Here is a 16955-nt window from a genome sequence, read left to right as displayed (position 1 = left end):
AGCCTTTAGTCAGATTACATTGCGAGACATCCATCACTGGTTTACCCATTGTTGCTATTGCGATACCCCTTTTAAAGAGCCTACCTAGTCATCCATGCTGTACCTCATTCAACTGAAACCCGCTATATCCTGTTTCCCCATCTTTAATCCGTAGCTGCTCAGGTTTTAAGTCTAGCCAAGCTAAAGAGCTAGTTACATAACGTCCTAACAGTATTTTGTTTTGTGCCATAAAATCCATGAGAGAGAAAAGAACTCTCCATAGAGATAGACTAGCTTTTCCTTCACGAATTAGCTGCGAAAATTCAGGTTTATAAGGGTTATAACCCAGGTTTTTGAGGTCAGAATAAATAAGCAGCCAATTCAACGTAAAATTACTGAGAACGGGATTGACATACCAGCGATTTTTGGCTAAACCCAATTCGACAACTTTTGCCATGACTTCTTCTTGGTTGTAATCCCAAGCATGAAAGGGAGCGATAATACGAGGAAATTTGGCATCTTTTCCATATATATTAGGATTCCAAAACAGATCTTTCTCAGACTCTTCAAACAAACCATTTTCAAAAAATTCATAAGGAGTCCAGTCCTCGAGTATTCTTGCTTGAGGCATTTCGTAAAGCATTCGAGCTGGATCAGGTTGACCAGGAGAATACCCTGTGATGATCAGGGGAATGTTCTTTTCCATGGCTAAACGAAGAATGTCTCCTTCTCTAATATCTAACCAAAAATAACAAACTGTATAAACAGCACCCCGCTTATCTTGGTTACATAAAAGATAGCGAATAAATCGCCGATAAAGCTCTTTTGATGGAATCACAACGTGATGATCGACATTAAGCTGCTTTACTGTGCGACGGATATTATCCCAAGTATTCGGAGGAATATCAAAGTCGCTTGTATAAGCCAAAACCCGTAAGTTGTAATCTTTGACCAGTTTATAAAGTAAATAACAACTATCTTTGCCTCCACTAAAAGAGAGTATACAGTCGTATTCTCCATTACCTGAAGGTTTTCTAAGGATTTCTTCAAGTTCTTGCTTTTGTAACTCTCGTTCTTTTTCCTGTTGCTGATTATTGTTGCCTTGCTTTTCCCATTCTCGACAAAAGTTACAGACTCCATGGGTATCGAGACTGACTCCTTCGACTTGTGTTGTCAACAAGCATTTTTTGCAGGTTTTGGTCATCCTATTTAATCTCTCATAACTTATTGTGCATTAAAACTCGAATATGTTTTAACTAAGTGGCAAGCTTCCTAAAAAACCGGGAAGCTTGCATTCTAATTACACAGTTACATTAGACATACGAGCATATACTTCTTTGGCATAAGTCATAGCATCTTCAAGAAAGTCAGCATAAGAATTAAGCGCATTAGCTGCTGTTTCTACAAGGATATCTGTATAGTCAGGATGCTCGCTAACCAATTTATCAACAATTTCAAAATTTGTTTCGGTATGTTCAACATCAGCCACAACGTGCTTATGTAAAAAACTAATATTAGGTAGAGAGTGTTGCCCCATAGAGGCAACCCATTTCTTAATCAAAGTTGGCCCGTAGGTCGTCGAGATTAATTCGATCTCAACATCAATGGCTAATTCAGCCCAAGGGTAATCTCCTTCAATTACTTGCTCGTGTAACTGATGATAACGTTTGACAGCAGGACTCATTTTATTAGCCAGTAACTCTTGAGCATCTAGAGGAAAGTTAGATTTTTCTTTATTCCATACAGCAACGAGATTTTCTACATCTTCGATAGCCCAATTTTCGTGACCATCTTCTTCTCCTTCATGCTCATAGAAAAAGTCAGCCATCTCTTGTAAACCTAAGTCTTGACATCCATCACCAGCACGTTTTAAGTAAACGGGAATAGGTTCAGTAAGTCCAGCACTCAAGGCACACCAATGAATCATAAAAAGTTTTAAGAGTGTTGGTTCGACTTCCTCTTCCCATATTTCTTTGACAACAGGTCTTGAGGCAAACTCTTGACGTAGTAATTCACATCTTTTTTGGTATTGATTTTGATGGATTTTGGCTTTTTCTACAGTAGTCATGGCATTATTTCTCCTATGGTTAAATGAAAATTGGTCTGTACTGAACTAATAGAGTCGATAGTTTTACTTGGCTAAAGCCTTATTGAGGTAAAAAAGGTGGGGAAAATCAAGGAAATAAATCATTGATTACACTTAATGTCAAATAGTAAGCGACGTGCCTCCTCATCCATCTGGAAATCCCCTTGAATAGGTTCACCCACTTCGTAAGCCCTTTTGACAGCTGGACGTTCGGAAATCCGAGTAACCCATTGGGCAACACTTGGAAAATCGGCAAGGGGGACGTTAATGAGGTCGGAAAATTTGATCCAAGGATAGCAAGCCATATCTGCGATCGAATAATCTCCTGTCAGATACTCTCTATCACTCAATTGTTTTTCCATTACTCCTAACAATCGCTTGACTTCGCTGACATACCTTTTTTTGGCATAAGGAATATCTTCGGGAGCATATCGAGTAAAATGATTCGCCTGTCCCATCATTGGACCAATTCCCCCCATCTGCCACATTAGCCATTGAATGGTTTGATGACGAATCCCTAAATCCGATGCTAAAAATTGATCGGCTTTCTCGGCGAGATAGATGAGAATACTGCCTGATTCAAACAACGCCAGGGGTTTATTTCCCTCAGCAGGCGAATGATCAATAATTGCAGGAATACGGTTATTGGGGGCGATCTCCAAAAAATCAGCTTGAAATTGCTCTCCTCGCAAGATATTTATTGGTTTGATTTGGTATGGTAATCCAGTTTCTTCAAGGAAGATTAAAGGTTTATAACCATTCGGTGTAGGCCAGAAATAGAGATCAATCATAGTCAAAAACCAACTAATTACTGGTTACTAAATCCATCGGACGATACTGGGATCTCAAAAATCCCGTCAAACCCGATCCCTTTTCCACAATCTTTAGCCCTTGAATTTTCTTTTTAGCTGTTAAAAGACTAGAAATACCATCAGCAACTTGGTTGATTGCCTCCTCTTCTAATCCTAAAATGGGCACAGCAAAACGAACCAAGCAAAGCTTATTCGCTATCTGAGTTAGAGAGCTAGGATTGAGAGAGCCGCGAATTCCATAATCTTTAAACAGTTGATAAAGAAAAGCTTGGGCTGGGTGATGAGTATCAGGAAGCTCCAAACACTGAGCATTGATCTCCAGAAAAACCCCATGTCCTCCCACTGGTTGAACTAAATTCTGGTGGTTTCTGAGAGCTTCGTGCAGTTTTTTGACAAGATTGATTCGTCGGCGAACCAAGGAAGTTACCCTATCCATGTCAATTATGGCACACGATAGTAATTCTTGAGCACCATGACTCAAACCGCTTCCGAAAAGCACTAAGTTATCCAGGCAACGATAAAATAGTTCAGGATCTCGTACAGCTAGAAAGCCGCCGATTGAGGTAGGAAAATCCTTAGTTGCACTCATGGTACACCCATCTGCATAGGAGCAGAATTGGCGGATAATCTCATCAATGGAAGTATTTTGATATCCCTCTTCTCGTTCCTGAATCATCAGAGCATTATCAATAATTCTACAGCCATCCAAATAGACAGGAATCTTATAATGACGAGCTAACTCAGCAACAGCGCACATATTTTCCAGAGAAATTGGATGTCCACCGACTGCGTTGTTACAAGGCTCGATGCAAATATAAGGAATCCAATTCGGATGATAATTTTCAATGGTTCGTTCAAGGGCGTTGATATCTATATTTCCTTTGAAAGGATATGAGTTCCTTATGTCTAAAGACTCAGGACACATTACTTCCACAGATGCCCCACCATGACGTTCTTGATGAATCCTTGTGGTAGGAAACAGAGAACTGCCGGGGATATAATGACCATTGCGGATGATAGCCTGGCTTAAAATAGCCTCTGCTAAGCGACCCTGAGAAACAGCCATAACATAGGGGAATCCAAAATATTGGCTAAATATTTGCTCAGGACTCAGTCCATCAGAAGAAGTCCGTTGACTCAATTGAGAGTCTCGGCTGTCTGGTATAGAAACCGTTTGATGAATAAGACTATCAGTCTGTAGATCAAGCTCAATATGTTCTCTAGGAACGATATCTAGATTATGTCCGGTAAGTTCTAAAATTTGTATCCTAGAAGTAAGACTCATATCTGTTCTCCTTCAAATTGCGCCCGAAGTTCACTGACATCAACAATCTTATAGCTCATCCGAAACAAATCAAAAAACATTGCTTTTGGTAACACAATCGGCTTTCTTGAGCCAGGGATAATTCCGTCTAATAGATGGGCAATACATTCTGTTGCCAGTAAGGAACACCCAATGACTGGCCCCACTGCGAGAGTGGGAACTTTACCAATTTGTAAACTCTTACCAATAACATCAATTTGCTCAGGGACAAACCACTCATTAAAAATGTCAGGAAATGCTGTAGCCTGTTTAACATTGCGAAAAGTATTTGTCCAGAATTCCATGCTCATTCCGTCAGGAGAAGAACATAAAGCAAAGCACCCAAATCCTAAAATTGGGGCAACTACACTAAATATTCCTAAGTCTCTGGCTTTTTGATGCATCGTTTCTCGAAGTTCGTAGGGAACTGCGGCATCCAAACAATCAACAAGGATATCAGCTTCTTTAAGAAACTCATCCTGATTATTGTTAGTAAGACCTTCATTAAAAACCTGAATTTGAGCTTCAGGATTAATATCAAGAATCAGATCTCGATAAACCTCTGCTTTATTCTTGCCCATTGTGGAACCCGTTGCTCCCCATTGTCGGTTCATATCAGGGGGATCAAAATCGGCAGGGTCTGCTAAATGAAAAGAACCAATTCCCAAGCGGCACATTGTCAAGGCCATTGCCCCACCAATCCCACCACATCCGGCAATAACAATTTTCTTCTTAGCTAAATATTCTACACCTGCGTTGGTGAGGAGGGGTAAGCTTCGATTAAGAAAATAGTCTGGTGAATTAATAGATAATGTCATTATCATTTACCAAATCTGTCATTCAGATAAGTTATGAAAGCAGCAATTCTCATCTTAAGATTTTATGGACTTATTAATCCTGTGCTTTCTCAAATGGCGTACACTTAGGGTAAAATGAGAATTGCTTTATAAAACAGTTGCCGTTAATACTAGGCTAAATATGTCAAGTATTTATGATGCTATCAAGTTATTAGATAGCAAGGAATTAATACTCAAATCATACTTGCCCAGATTAACTTCTCCTTGGTTGACATACATAAACTGAGCTTGAACGTTATGAATTGTAATTAACCCCCCAGGTAGATTTCTCATCCCTAGTCGAGATAATGTGCGGTGGTTGGCGGAGGGCAGTAAAGGCATTCCTAAACACAAATCCAAATCAGATTGACTCTGAAAAAGTTTGAGAGCAGCACCAGGTAAAGCTATCGCTAAAACAGTGTTCGCCACTTTGATTCGTCTATACTTTTTGGCGACAATATTGTAGGTTGAAGTCATAACTTTCCTATATCCCTGACTAAGGATGAAAGCCATCGATTCCTCTGTCATCGCCCCAAAGTAGGATAAAAAACGGGAAGCTAGGAGTTGTAAGTCGATGTAGTTAATCAGACCAAGGGCAGCAATATTTACGCCTTCTCGAAAAACAATTATTTTGTCAGCAGCTAGAAACTTGTCGGAATGTTTAACAGATAAACCTTCTAATCCTAACTCCTCAATCGTCTCAGTCCATTGCGCTTGCCAAAATTTATAGGCTTCATTATAGAGAAACCTTTGCATTGGTTCTTTTTTGTCGATTAACTGTAGTTGAATTGAGTTGTCTGCTATCATTTTTGGTTATTTTCACCTCAATAAGTGTGTATCAAAGAGTAGTAACTTGACTAGACTAAGCTAATCCCAAGAGAACAGTAATTATGTTCCAACTCATACCAAACAAACAAAGAATTCCTACTCCGTAGGCAATAGTTCGCCAAGGCTGTAAACCGAAAAGATAGGTTACTGTATGCAACAAACGTGCTATTGTAAAAATCGAAAATAGCCAACTGGCAGCTTTGGGAGACGCTCCAAGTAAGACATAAGCTATTCCAAGACTACAAAAAATAGGGATGTTCTCCAAATCATTGAGCCAAGCTTTGGCTGCACGTCGGACTTGCGGTAATTCTTCGGATGCAGGACGTTTTTGAAAGACTTGGGCATCTTCTGGATTGAGAAAGACACGCTGGCTAAGACGATAAAAACCTTGATATGCTGAAGTGGCGAACATTTTCAAAAATAAGACAACAACACACAAGGAATACCAGTCAAGAGCATTTTCCATCAATTTCTCCTCAAATTCCATTGCCTTAGACAGATACTCTCCTGATAAATTCTTGTTGGTCAAACTCAAAGGCCAGTTTCGCACCACTGGCTGCGTCTGAACCCCAACCATCTTTTAGACAAGTCCAAACGGTTTGACGAAAGCGATTAGAGGTAATCCACATTAAGGAAAACAATGGATGTCCCACAAGTAGATTGTTAATAGCTCGTGAAGCAATTCCAATAGAAGGCTCAGGAGTATCTACACAGTGCCACCACCATTGAGGAGAAAAGAGGACATCTCCCGGTTCTAACGTTGTCGTAAATTTGGGAATATAGCGATACAAGGGATAGCCGTCCGCCTCAATCTCATCATTGGTTTTCTTCCAATCAATCATAGTAGCGGCATAAAACATATCTTTGCGAGTGATCGGATACATCCACATAGAGTGCTGTGGATGCACTAAAGTCCATTCTTTGCGCCCATAGACCATCGTAAACAGATTGGGTCCACCTGTGCAATGCCATGCTGAACGAACTCCTCCCCCCGATAGAAAAAGCTGGGTTGACATGATTCGCTGTTGTCGTATGCTCAGATATTTCCCAAGTGTTTTGAGATCAAGTCCATCACGCAAAGCTGGATTTCTGTTAAATAAATCCTCGGTATGTCCGGGATAATAAGTTCCACCATTTTTGATATTTTCTACGACCTCAGATAATGGAATGTCTATATAGCGTAGTGCCTCCTCATTGATTTCATTGGCACGCACACGGGTAGAAACCATTTCGTTGCCATAATTGGCAGCAAAGAATTCAGGTGTCCAAGTTTTCACCGCTTCCCAGTGTTTTGCTGCTCCTCGAAAAACAACTGGAGTATTTGGTTTAACATAAACTTCATGAAATTGTTCCGGCGAGATTTCATCAATCGTCAACTCAGGTATGGGCAGTGTGGGAGAATCTCCAGAAGGGATTGACTGATTTTTGATGCTCTCTTCAATAGGCTTCATTTTCTTAATACACCAAGGTGAGCCATAAGCTCCATGTTGCTCCCGTCCTATAAAAGACCTCTTGCATAAATCCGAAAACAAACCATAGAAACAATAATGGGAGGGACTTTCAGTTAATTATTTATTAGTAGTTGATAATCTTCAAAAATGTTGCTGTACAAGGATCGACTTAAGACTTTTGCAAGAGGTCTAAAGTAGTAACGGTAAAGAAAAAGTCCCCAATATTTTAGAGCTGTCACACGATCAACATTAGGGGAACTACTAAGATCAACACTAGGAAAAGAAAAATGCCTTTGTTCAAATCTTGCTACCATTTGTACCCTTCAGTTCAAAATTATCTTTACTTAACCTCAACCTATAGCGGCTCTTCTGATTTCTGTGTGGAAATGAGGTCTATACTGATAGTTTCTTCCGCAGCTCGACGGCTCAACTGAGCATTGCCGAACGCCAAAATAGTCCTAAAAGTCTTGCCCAATCAGCACTTCAGCATTACATAAGCAAAAATTATCACACAAAGTCGAGAAGAAACCCATCGGGTTGAGCCAAACCCCAATAGCATACATCCCACAGCGAGGTCTGGAAAATCTCAATAAGTCGAGAAGAAACCCATCGGGTTGAGCCAAACCCCAATAGCATACATCCCACAGCGAGGTCTGGAAAATCTCAATCTCTAACTTGTCCTAGACTACCATCATTCTTGTATAGATTGTACTAAACTTAATATATCTTCACATTCCGCACCCTAAGGGACTTCCAGAGAATAAAATACCCAAAAAAAATAGAAAAGTGTTTTTTTGAAAAAGTAATTATTTTTGTCTAGGAAAACAAAGAGTCTCCTATTACAACCTATTTTTTAGGAAAAATAGGCGGCATAAACTTTTATACTTCCGAGCTTTTTCGAGTATAACAAGGACAAGTTAAAGAATCAAAGACAGTGTGTAGCTAACCATCTTAGTTAACTACAAACTAGGTCTTATCATAATAGATATCAATAAACCATTGTCCCAAATCGAGAAATTCTTGATTCATTGATTCTGTGAGACGTTCGATTTTTTTTCGTTTTTTTTCATGGCTTTTTTAGTAGCCTTTACTCCTTTTTCGTAAGTTTCAGTAATCAAATTAACAATTGGGTGTTTTCCTTTCCACATCATAGTTTGGGCGAATTTCAAAGCTGTTTCGATTTCATCTAAAATACTCCCATTCCAATGGTTTTCTAACACAGCCCAGGTTCCTTCAATAGGATTATATAGCGTTTTTCAGTCTGATGCGGTACAAAAGTTATGGGTTTTAGGCAAGAGGCAAGAAGCAAAAGGGAAGAAAAATAGGCGTACCTCACTAGCTTAGGAAACGCTATATTTACTATGGTAGGGGGGATAGTAAGCTAAACGTATATTAACTTAATATTTTTGCGAAAACTCAACTATACGTTTCATAAACTGAGTTCGTCTCGAATTATTTTCTGGTTTATTATCTTCATTAATTATCAAAGTTTTAATTTTCTCAAAACGAGATTTTTCAGATTCCCAGAAAACCTCTAATATATCAACAATAAAGTCACTGGTGACTGTGGAGGTAGTGAAATACAAAAACAACTCATCAAATTCTGGAATAAATATTCCGTAAGGGGTTAGGGTTGTTTTCGGATTAAAATCATGATCGTTTGTTCCGACAGTTATTCTATTTTCACCTCCTCGATCCGTTCTACGTCAATCAGAAACTGGCAATAATAACCGTCAGCACGTCTAACAACTCTTACCCGTCTAATCTGTTGTTCTGAATAATAAACTAAGGTTTTTTGACTACACCATAAATCAAATTCTCCTGCTTTAAAGCCATCGGTAAATTTAATTTTACATTGCCAGGCTCTATCAGCAGCAGATTGACGTGCTTGTGAGTTTAATTTATTAACCCAAGGAGTCTCTTTATTGTTAGCTAGTACCGAGCAAAGTTTTTGGAGATCATTGCGGGTTGTACCCTTATGATCCATCCAATAAAGAACACAAGAATTACGCACAAACTGAGAAGTTTTGATAGCTTCATCAAGCCGGTGATATTGCTCTAGCGTCCCGTTTTTTGGCTTTGCTTCTACGACTAGCATCTAACAATTCTCGACCATTGGTTAAGTAGATCATAACACAGTTTACTCACAAATGATAGAATTAAATCGATACTCCGTTGCTAATATTCTGGTCGGATTTCATCCCCCGCTAATTTTAGTGAGTATCTTGTTGAAAAATCTAGCGGGGGCATTCATCCGACATTTTATAGCAAAAAATGGGTTATTTAGGACGCTTTCAATTTTCAAACTCTTATCGGTCAAGGGTTTCAGCGATTGATTGTCCTAACCACCCCGATCTTTGCTATAGGTAAAAAAGAACAGCAGCGTTATCCAGATCGCGATCAGACAAAAGAGCGGTATTAGCCTTAACATAAATCTCGATTTTTGTCAATTAAGGAATAATTACAGTTTGCTCAGAAAGAAATTCCTGTGGAACTAGAGATCGCCAGAAACTAAAAATCTCTTGACTGACGCTGTAGGGGTGGGAATAGTGGAAAAAATAACGCCCTTTGTGACAACTCCAAATGCGATCGCCTGACTTTAACCAGGGTTGCCATCCCTGCAATAAATGCTGATCGATAATCGTATCGATATCTCCCCCACAGACTAACAGGGGTACGGGAACTGTCCCCGGGGCGAAATGGGCATTCTGATAGAGATTATGGGGAGAAAGGGACAATAATAAATCCCCTTCCAAGAGATAGCGATATTCTTGGGTTAAAGCGCAGGATTGATAACCAAAAAGATTGTGAACCGATTGATTGAGCAGAGTTTGACGAGAACAAGGCAGTAATTTTGATAGCACATAATAATGAGCTTGCCAATCGATCGCCGGATAGACTCCCACAGAGAGCAAAGTTAAGGATTTTACCCTTTCTGGATAACGACGCGCATACAGTAATCCTACTAATCCCCCCGTGCCGTGGCCGACTAAATGCAGCGGTCGATCGCATTGTTTCAGGTAATCTTGTAGTAATGCCAAGGCAATATCAAGAGAAGCTGGCTCATCAAGAGATTGACAGTATTGCCAATCAGCGATCGCAATTTCCCGGGCTAAAAAATCCAACACCGGGCGATCAAAACGGCGAAAACTGGGGTTAACATTAATCCAAACTGCATCAGGTAATCGAGACATAATAATCAAGGAGATGAGGAGATGGGGAGATAGGGAGATGGGGAGATAGGGAGATGGGAGAAAAAAGCTGTCTCTTGTCTCCTGATAGCTAACTAGAGTTTGCTTAATCAATCTAAAAAGCTTGTTGGATAATATCTTTAGGCTTTTTTGAAATCAAAAAGTGCCTACCATTGGAGTGATCGGGGGTAAAATTCAGGTACTTTTTCCCTGAAAATTAGGTAACTGACTACCTCAAAATCGGTAAAACCCTACACCCCACACCCCACACCCTACCCCCACGAAAAACTTTTTCAGCAGACCCTAACTAAACGCCAAATTCGCCCTTAAGTCCCGCGACCCAAGTTTTGATCCGTTGTTCAGTTAAATCGGATTGGTTGTCTTCATCGAGGACTAAACCGACAAATTTGCCATTTTTTAGGGCTTTCGACTCGTTAAAATCGTAACCTTCTGTCGGCCAGTAACCGACGGTTTTACCCCCCAGGGAGGCGATTTTTTCTTCCAGTATCCCCAGAGCATCTTGAAAGTTATCCGCATAACCGATTTGATCCCCCATCCCGAAATAAGCGACCTTTTTGGAGACGAAATCAATGTCATCCAATTCATCGTAAAAACCCTCCCAATCGCTTTGTAATTCGCCGATATTCCATGTGGGACAACCGATAATCAGGGCATCGTAGGGGGCAAAATCCTCGGTAGAAGCGGAGGAGATATCGTGCAATTCTACAATTGCCTCACCTCCAAATTCTTTCTGAATCATTTCCGCTGCCGTTTCGGTTTTGCCGGTTTGCGTGCCAAAAAATAAGCCAATTTTTGCCATAAAATTTGTCCTTGTTGCGAAATAAGTGAGTTTAACTCTTAATTCTCCTTGATAGGGAATAAAGCTCCTGATTACAGTTTTCTCCCTCTGAAACTGGCATTTCCTGCCGGCAAGAACTACAGTACCAATAAGAGCGAGAGCGTCCAATGTGATGCAGCAATTTGGTGTTACAACAGGCACAGTAAGGCATAAGGGACAGTTAGAAAGATTGATCAGCGGGGAAAATTAGGAAAATCGATAATTTATCCTAATCTTCCTCAAAAAAACTAGGCTTCTATCGCATTTAAGGCTTTTTCTACTCGTTTAAAGTCAAAACCCATCGCGCGTAAAGCGTGCCAGAGATGACCTTGTAAAAAGAAGAAAGCGAGAAAAAAGTGGGCATTAGCTAACCAACAGCGCGCCGTATGTACTCCAAAGGGCAATTTCACCGTGTCGGCAAAGTAGGGAGCAATTCCTAACTTCACTTCTAAAATTGGCCCGTAAAATTCGACTGGATAAGCGAGGGTATTTACCCCACAGAAATAGGCGGCCACGAAACCAGCTAGGGCAATTCCGCCCAAAGAATAGGATAAAATGGCTTCTCCAGAGAAAATCAGCACATTTCTCGCCCATTTGAGCGGGGGAACGATAATATGCCAGATACCGCCCCCAATTAACATTAAACCGACGTAGATATGACCACCGACTAAATCTTCGAGATTGTCCACAGTAGCGAAGTGGGTTTGATAGCCATAGATAACCCAAGGATCGAGGGTTGGTTCACTAACGACTCGGACAGCGCCGATAGTTGCGTCGTATAATCCCCCCCAGTACATAGCTTTGGCCACTAATAATAATGCAGCTATACCTAAAAAGAGCAGGTGATGACCGAGAATAACTCCTAATTGTCGGGGTTCACTCCAATCGAAATGGAATTTTTTCCCTGGACCGGAGGAATCTTTCAGGGTTTCTGGGACTCTTAACAGGTGAAATAAGGCTCCTGCTCCCAAAACTGCCGAAGAAATCAGATGAATTGAGCCAATCACGAAAAAGGGATAGATATCAATGATTTGCCCCTTTTCTCCGACTCCAAAGCCTAAAGTGGCCAGGTGCGGCAGTAAAATTAAGCCCTGTTCTGCCATGGCTATATCGGGGCGATACTGGGAAATTTCAAATAAGGTGAAGGCTCCTGCCCAAAAAGCGATTAAAGCAGCTTGGGCAACGTGGGCAACGATAAATAAGCCTGATTTATCGGCAAAACGGGCATTTCCTGCCCACCAGTCGTACTCGATCTGAGGATTATCGTAGGTCTGCATGGCATCTTTTAACGAAAATAGAACCAAGCTTATTGATAATAATATGCAATAAGCTTTAAGTCTTAGTCTAGAATAATTCTCAATAAAGTCAAGTTAAGAATTGTTACAGTTGCTCGGTATCCTTTGATACATCAGTATTTTTAGCCTGATCAGCCTTTGACAATCAAGGCTTTTCAGCATGAATCTTGGATCGCAGCTAGAGTAATCGCCTCAGATAATTGAGAATAATTACTAATTAATTTTTAACGAAGACTAGAGGATAATTAGCTTGTCATCACTTAAACAAGCCTATAATTAGGCATTAAAGAGCATATTTAAGCTTATTTACGCTCTTTATTTCATTTTTAACCTGAAATATCTTTTTTATTCGATAAAACACCCGCTGGTGCCACTCGCCTCCCTGTCGGTTGTGGTAAGCTGTACTGAATTTAAACTGCGTCAGAGTCTCTGAACGCCCATTTATAGGGATTGCCGCCTCTGGAGGTTACTTTCTCCCCCCTCCCCAGTTCTGAAAAGATACTTAATAGAGCCGTAGATTAATAACATTGTCGTTAAAGTCATGGCCATAATTAGGGGAGCGATTTTGGCTAACCAGAAAGCCACGAAGATTATCCCGATTCCGTCGGCGAGTAAGATGGGTAAACGTGGCCCTATGCCATGGTCAATGATTTTTTCTGTGCTTGGCTGCAGTTGAATTTTGGCTAAACAATGAAACCAAATTTGACTAACTAAAACTATTAAAGCTCCCCATCCTATCCAGAAGGCAGCCACATAAAAGCCCGATAATTCTAAAACAATTGTACTAACTGTTACCATAAAAAAGCGATCGAGGCGAGGATCGCTGGTTTTTTGCTGAAATTGGGCAATTTCTGCCAAGTCCACCGCTGCCATGCGTGCCTGTTCCATACACATCCCCAGGGTACCTAGGGCAAGAATAGCAGCGGATAGGTTTTCCGGTGAGAAGATTTGGGAGATTATGCCTAAACTAGCCGGAAAAAACAGTAAAAAAAGGATCGTTCGTCTCATCTATTCGAGGTTGGGTCGGATTAAGATAAGAAATGCTCTTGACTTGATCATTTCTGTAATGTCTTGTTTGCCTCTTTTTCAAAATGCTCTCCTTCTCACCCAAGCTTTAACCCATCGTTCCTATGTCAATGAACAGTCGGAATTGACGGAAAATAACGAGCGCCTAGAATTTTTGGGCGATGCGATTTTGGCCTTTTTGGTGGGCGAACTATTGTATCAAAAATATCCCGCCATGAACGAGGCCGAATTAACCCGTTTGCGGTCAAATTTGGTCAAAGAAGAACAATTAGCGCAATTAGGCATCGAAATCGGCTTGGGGGAGTTAATGCGTTTAGGCAAGGGGGCAATTAAAGATCGGGGGCGATCAAATCCTACCCTATTAGCGGACACTTTTGAAGCGATAATTGGGGCTTATTATCTAGATTCGGGGTTAAATGCGGTTAAAAACTATCTCCACGGGCTTTTTATCCCTGTTGCCTCTCATTTAGTCTCTCAACAATCGGAATCGCCATCTTTTATCGATGCCAAAAATCTCTTTCAACAGTGGGCGCTGGCTAATTTCGCCTCTAATCCAGAATATGCGATCATTGATGTTACAGGACCGCCCCACGCTAGGGAATTTACTGCCGAAGTGCGGGTTAATCATCTTCTCTACGGTACAGGTAAAGGTAAACGGAAACAGGATGCCACCAAAGCGGCTGCCGAAGATGCTTTAAAGCGCTGTCAATGGCAATAATAAATAGGGTCTGCTGAAAAAGGTTTGCGTGGGGGCAGGGTGTGGGGTGTGGGGTGTCGGGTGTAGGGTTTTACCCATTTTCAGGGGGTCAATTACCTAATTTTCAGGGAAAAACTCCCGGAATTTTCCCCCGTTCACCCCAATGTCTGGCGCTTTTTGATGGGAAAAAGTCTAAAATTCTTATCCAACAAAGTTTTTAGATTTATTCAGCAAATTCTACTTATCTTAGGGGCCACCAATTAACTTTATCTCTGGTGGCACTGTAAACTTCTTTTAAACCCTCGGCATCCAGTACCCGAATTAAATCCCCCGTCGATTCTGAGGCAATTAGTCCCACGTTTTGCAATCCTTTTAATACCTGTTCAACGGTGCGTTGATTGAGTTGACAAGCGCGAGCAATCACATCGACGGATAAATCAAAAGTATAGATATTTTCGGCACTCGGTTGACTACCTAATTCTCTTTCTTGATAGATTAAAGCTCTCAGTAAAGTGGCTACAGCTTGGGGTGGATAGCTACTGCAATTAAGTAAATGATACTCGAATTTTTGCTGTAATTCAAATAAAAAACAGTACCGTTGACGAAAACTTTCGTTATCGTTGTAAATCTTTTCTAGTGCCGATAAGGGAATTTTCAGGACGTGGGTGGTTTTATAGGATTCCACCAAACAGGGAAAAGCGCGACTGGCTAAACCATAACTAAAGGGTAAACTCCTCATACCAAAACAGCCGCCGGGGTAGGTAATGGCAATAATCCGGTCGAGGGGAGTGCTGCGGACGACGATTACACCCTCATTTAAAATCACATACAAAACATCTAGAAATTCATCGGGGAGAAAAGCCGTATAGACAGGACGATTGGAAAATAGCGTCTCTAACTTGAGATTGTCGGCATCGAGATACTGACTTAACCAAGCTTCCTCTAGTCCGCGAAAGAGAAAACTCTGGTTAATCAGTTGTTGTAGGAGGGTTGTTTTTTTGGCTTTGACGCTCTTGCCCATAGTCTCAAACCTAGATGTAGCACTGATTCTATCTTCTCACAGTTTCCCTTGTTATCGCCTTATTCCCAATTTGTTTTATAAATGTATTGAAATTTTGTTTTCTGTGCTGTAGGATTAAAACACGCCTGAAAACAGATACAACCTTAGAGTAAAGCTTAGGAGCGCCGCCGATGCAGTCATCCCAGTCTTGTTTGTCCCTACTCATGGCAACTGTCCTGACGGGAGGAATGCTGGCATCTTGTACCTCATCCCCCACCAATAGCGGCAATGACAGCCAAAAACCCCTGACTGTGACACTTGTTTCCTATGCTGTCACCCAAAGTGCCTACGAAAAAATCATTCCTAAATTTGTCGAGGAATGGCAACAAAAAACGGGGCAGAAAGTAACTTTTGAACAGAGTTATGGTGGTTCCGGTTCCCAAACTCGCGCCGTTATCGATGGTTTAGAAGCGGATGTGGTAGCGTTGGCTTTAGCTTTGGATACCAAGAAAATTGAGCAAGCGGGATTAATTCAACCCGGTTGGGAAAAAGAAGCACCCAATGACTCTATTGTTCATAAATCTGTGGTGGCTTTTGTTCCTCGCGATGCCAATATTAAAATTAATAAATGGTCAGATTTAGCCAAGGATAATATTAAAGTTATTACCGCTAATCCCAAGACTTCTGGCGGAGCGCGCTGGAATTTTCTCGCTCTTTGGGGTTCGGTGACGCAAGCGGGAGGCAGTGAACAAGAGGCGGAAACTTTTGTCGAAAAAGTGTTTAAAAATGCGCCAGTTTTACCTAGAGATGCTCGCGAATCTAGTGATGTATTTTTTAAACAGGGTCAGGGAAATGTGCTAATTAATTACGAAAACGAGATGATTCTCGCTAATCAAAAAGGTGAGAAGTTAGCCTATACCGTTCCCACTGATTATAATATTTCTATTGATAATCCCGTGGCGGTTGTTGATGCCAATGTGGATAAAAAGGGTACGAGAAAAGTGGCCGAAGCTTTTGTGCAGTTTTTATTTACTCCCGCAGCACAAAGAGAATTTGCTCAGGTGGGTTTTCGTCCTGTTGAACCGACGGTAGTTAAAGAGTTTGAGAGTAAATTTCCTCAGATAAAAAATCTCTTTACCGTGCAGGATTTAGGCGGTTGGGATCAGGTACAAAAACAATTCTTTGATAGTGGAGCCGTCTTCGATAAAATTTTGACTAAAGCTGGTAAATCTTAAAGGAGAAAAACCATGGATAATCAACCTCAATGGCAAACTATTAATCATCCCCAAAGTGACTTACATCTCGATCAATCTGGACTCGATCGCCCCACTTCCCGAAGAATAAAAATTCGCATTCCTAAACAATATGTTAACGAGCCGATTATATCACGTTTAGGGTCTTTTCCCGGTCTAAAAGTGAATATATTTTCTGCTTTGTTAGCTGCCAATAATAATCAAGATGGCTGGTTCGATCTACAACTACAAGGCAACTCCCAAGGGATAGAAAATGCCCTTTCCTATCTGGCAGATTTAGATGTAGAAGTTTGGTATGATTCAGCACAAGTTCTTGAAGAAGCAGACAATTGGTAATCTCTAATCGGCACCCCCCTGATC

16 protein-coding genes and 3 pseudogenes are annotated in these 16955 nt (G+C 40.9%); 3 read left to right on the top strand and 16 right to left on the bottom strand.

The window, feature by feature from the left end; translation table 11 throughout:
* Positions 1–88: 88 nt before the first annotated feature.
* The 15 genes and pseudogenes from IQ234_RS14980 to IQ234_RS14915 form a co-directional block, all read right to left on the bottom strand.
* A complete protein-coding gene (locus IQ234_RS14980; protein WP_193957669.1) occupies positions 89–1183 on the bottom strand; it encodes a hypothetical protein in 1095 nt (364 codons plus the stop codon).
* Between the two features lie 96 nt (positions 1184–1279).
* Positions 1280–2047 carry a hypothetical protein gene (locus IQ234_RS14975; RefSeq protein ID WP_193957668.1) on the bottom strand — a complete coding sequence of 256 codons (768 nt, stop codon included), beginning with the start codon at positions 2045–2047 and terminating at the stop codon, positions 1280–1282.
* A gap of 119 nt (positions 2048–2166) precedes the next feature.
* On the bottom strand, positions 2167–2856 hold the full coding sequence (locus tag IQ234_RS14970) for a glutathione binding-like protein (RefSeq protein WP_193957667.1): 690 nt from the start codon (positions 2854–2856) through the stop codon (positions 2167–2169).
* A gap of 13 nt (positions 2857–2869) precedes the next feature.
* Positions 2870–4162: a beta-eliminating lyase-related protein gene (locus tag IQ234_RS14965; protein ID WP_193957666.1), complete on the bottom strand. Its 1293-nt coding sequence runs from the start codon at positions 4160–4162 to the stop codon at positions 2870–2872.
* Positions 4159–4998, bottom strand: coding sequence for a ThiF family adenylyltransferase (locus IQ234_RS14960; RefSeq protein ID WP_193957665.1), 840 nt, complete (start codon positions 4996–4998; stop codon positions 4159–4161). Before IQ234_RS14960 ends, IQ234_RS14965 begins: the two co-directional genes overlap by 4 nt.
* A 171-nt stretch (positions 4999–5169) precedes the next feature.
* Positions 5170–5823, bottom strand: a complete 654-nt coding sequence (locus tag IQ234_RS14955) for a hypothetical protein (RefSeq protein ID WP_193957664.1) — start codon at positions 5821–5823, stop codon at positions 5170–5172.
* A gap of 55 nt (positions 5824–5878) precedes the next feature.
* Positions 5879–6310, bottom strand: a complete 432-nt coding sequence (locus tag IQ234_RS14950; protein WP_193957663.1) for an MAPEG family protein — start codon at positions 6308–6310, stop codon at positions 5879–5881.
* Between the two features lie 25 nt (positions 6311–6335).
* Complete coding sequence (locus tag IQ234_RS14945) at positions 6336–7295, bottom strand: cupin-like domain-containing protein (RefSeq protein WP_193957662.1); 960 nt, start codon at positions 7293–7295, stop codon at positions 6336–6338.
* Between the two features lie 966 nt (positions 7296–8261).
* Positions 8262–8542, bottom strand: a pseudogene (locus tag IQ234_RS21995) (ISAzo13-like element transposase-related protein); the annotation flags it as partial.
* Between the two features lie 153 nt (positions 8543–8695).
* A pseudogene (locus IQ234_RS21990) lies at positions 8696–8992 on the bottom strand (ISAzo13-like element transposase-related protein); the annotation flags it as partial.
* A pseudogene (locus IQ234_RS14935) lies at positions 8977–9393 on the bottom strand (RNA-guided endonuclease TnpB family protein); the annotation flags it as partial. The pseudogenes IQ234_RS14935 and IQ234_RS21990, both read right to left, overlap by 16 nt.
* A 352-nt stretch (positions 9394–9745) precedes the next feature.
* Complete coding sequence (locus tag IQ234_RS14930) at positions 9746–10489, bottom strand: alpha/beta fold hydrolase (protein ID WP_193957661.1); 744 nt, start codon at positions 10487–10489, stop codon at positions 9746–9748.
* A gap of 304 nt (positions 10490–10793) precedes the next feature.
* A complete protein-coding gene (gene fldA, locus IQ234_RS14925) occupies positions 10794–11306 on the bottom strand; it encodes a flavodoxin FldA (RefSeq protein ID WP_193957660.1) in 513 nt (170 codons plus the stop codon).
* A 266-nt stretch (positions 11307–11572) separates the two neighbouring features.
* Positions 11573–12601, bottom strand: a complete 1029-nt coding sequence (locus IQ234_RS14920) for a chlorophyll a/b binding light-harvesting protein (RefSeq protein ID WP_002787228.1) — start codon at positions 12599–12601, stop codon at positions 11573–11575.
* Positions 12602–13060: 459 nt separating this feature from the next.
* Complete coding sequence (locus tag IQ234_RS14915; protein WP_193957659.1) at positions 13061–13627, bottom strand: hypothetical protein; 567 nt, start codon at positions 13625–13627, stop codon at positions 13061–13063.
* A gap of 58 nt (positions 13628–13685) precedes the next feature.
* On the opposite strand from IQ234_RS14915, the gene rnc reads away from it, so the two are divergent.
* Positions 13686–14363 (top strand): ribonuclease III, encoded by a 678-nt coding sequence (rnc, locus tag IQ234_RS14910; protein WP_193957658.1) that lies wholly within the window; start codon positions 13686–13688, stop codon positions 14361–14363.
* A gap of 220 nt (positions 14364–14583) precedes the next feature.
* Here rnc and IQ234_RS14905 read toward each other — a convergent pair whose 3' ends face one another.
* The gene (locus IQ234_RS14905; RefSeq protein WP_046661098.1) at positions 14584–15363 is read right to left on the bottom strand and encodes a Crp/Fnr family transcriptional regulator; all 780 of its coding nucleotides are present in this window, start codon (positions 15361–15363) and stop codon (positions 14584–14586) included.
* 170 nt (positions 15364–15533) lie between these two features.
* On the opposite strand from IQ234_RS14905, the gene IQ234_RS14900 reads away from it, so the two are divergent.
* Entirely contained in the window at positions 15534–16577 is a 1044-nt protein-coding gene (locus tag IQ234_RS14900; RefSeq protein ID WP_193957657.1) for a sulfate ABC transporter substrate-binding protein, read from the top strand.
* 12 nt (positions 16578–16589) lie between these two features.
* Positions 16590–16931, top strand: coding sequence for an NIL domain-containing protein (locus IQ234_RS14895; RefSeq protein WP_193957656.1), 342 nt, complete (start codon positions 16590–16592; stop codon positions 16929–16931).
* The last annotated feature ends 24 nt before the right edge of the window (positions 16932–16955 follow it).

The sequence above is a fragment of the Microcystis aeruginosa LEGE 91341 genome (genome assembly GCF_015206885.1).
Classification (GTDB): Bacteria; Cyanobacteriota; Cyanobacteriia; order Cyanobacteriales; family Microcystaceae; genus Microcystis; species Microcystis aeruginosa_H.
This window is presented reverse-complemented; position numbering and strand designations above follow the sequence as displayed.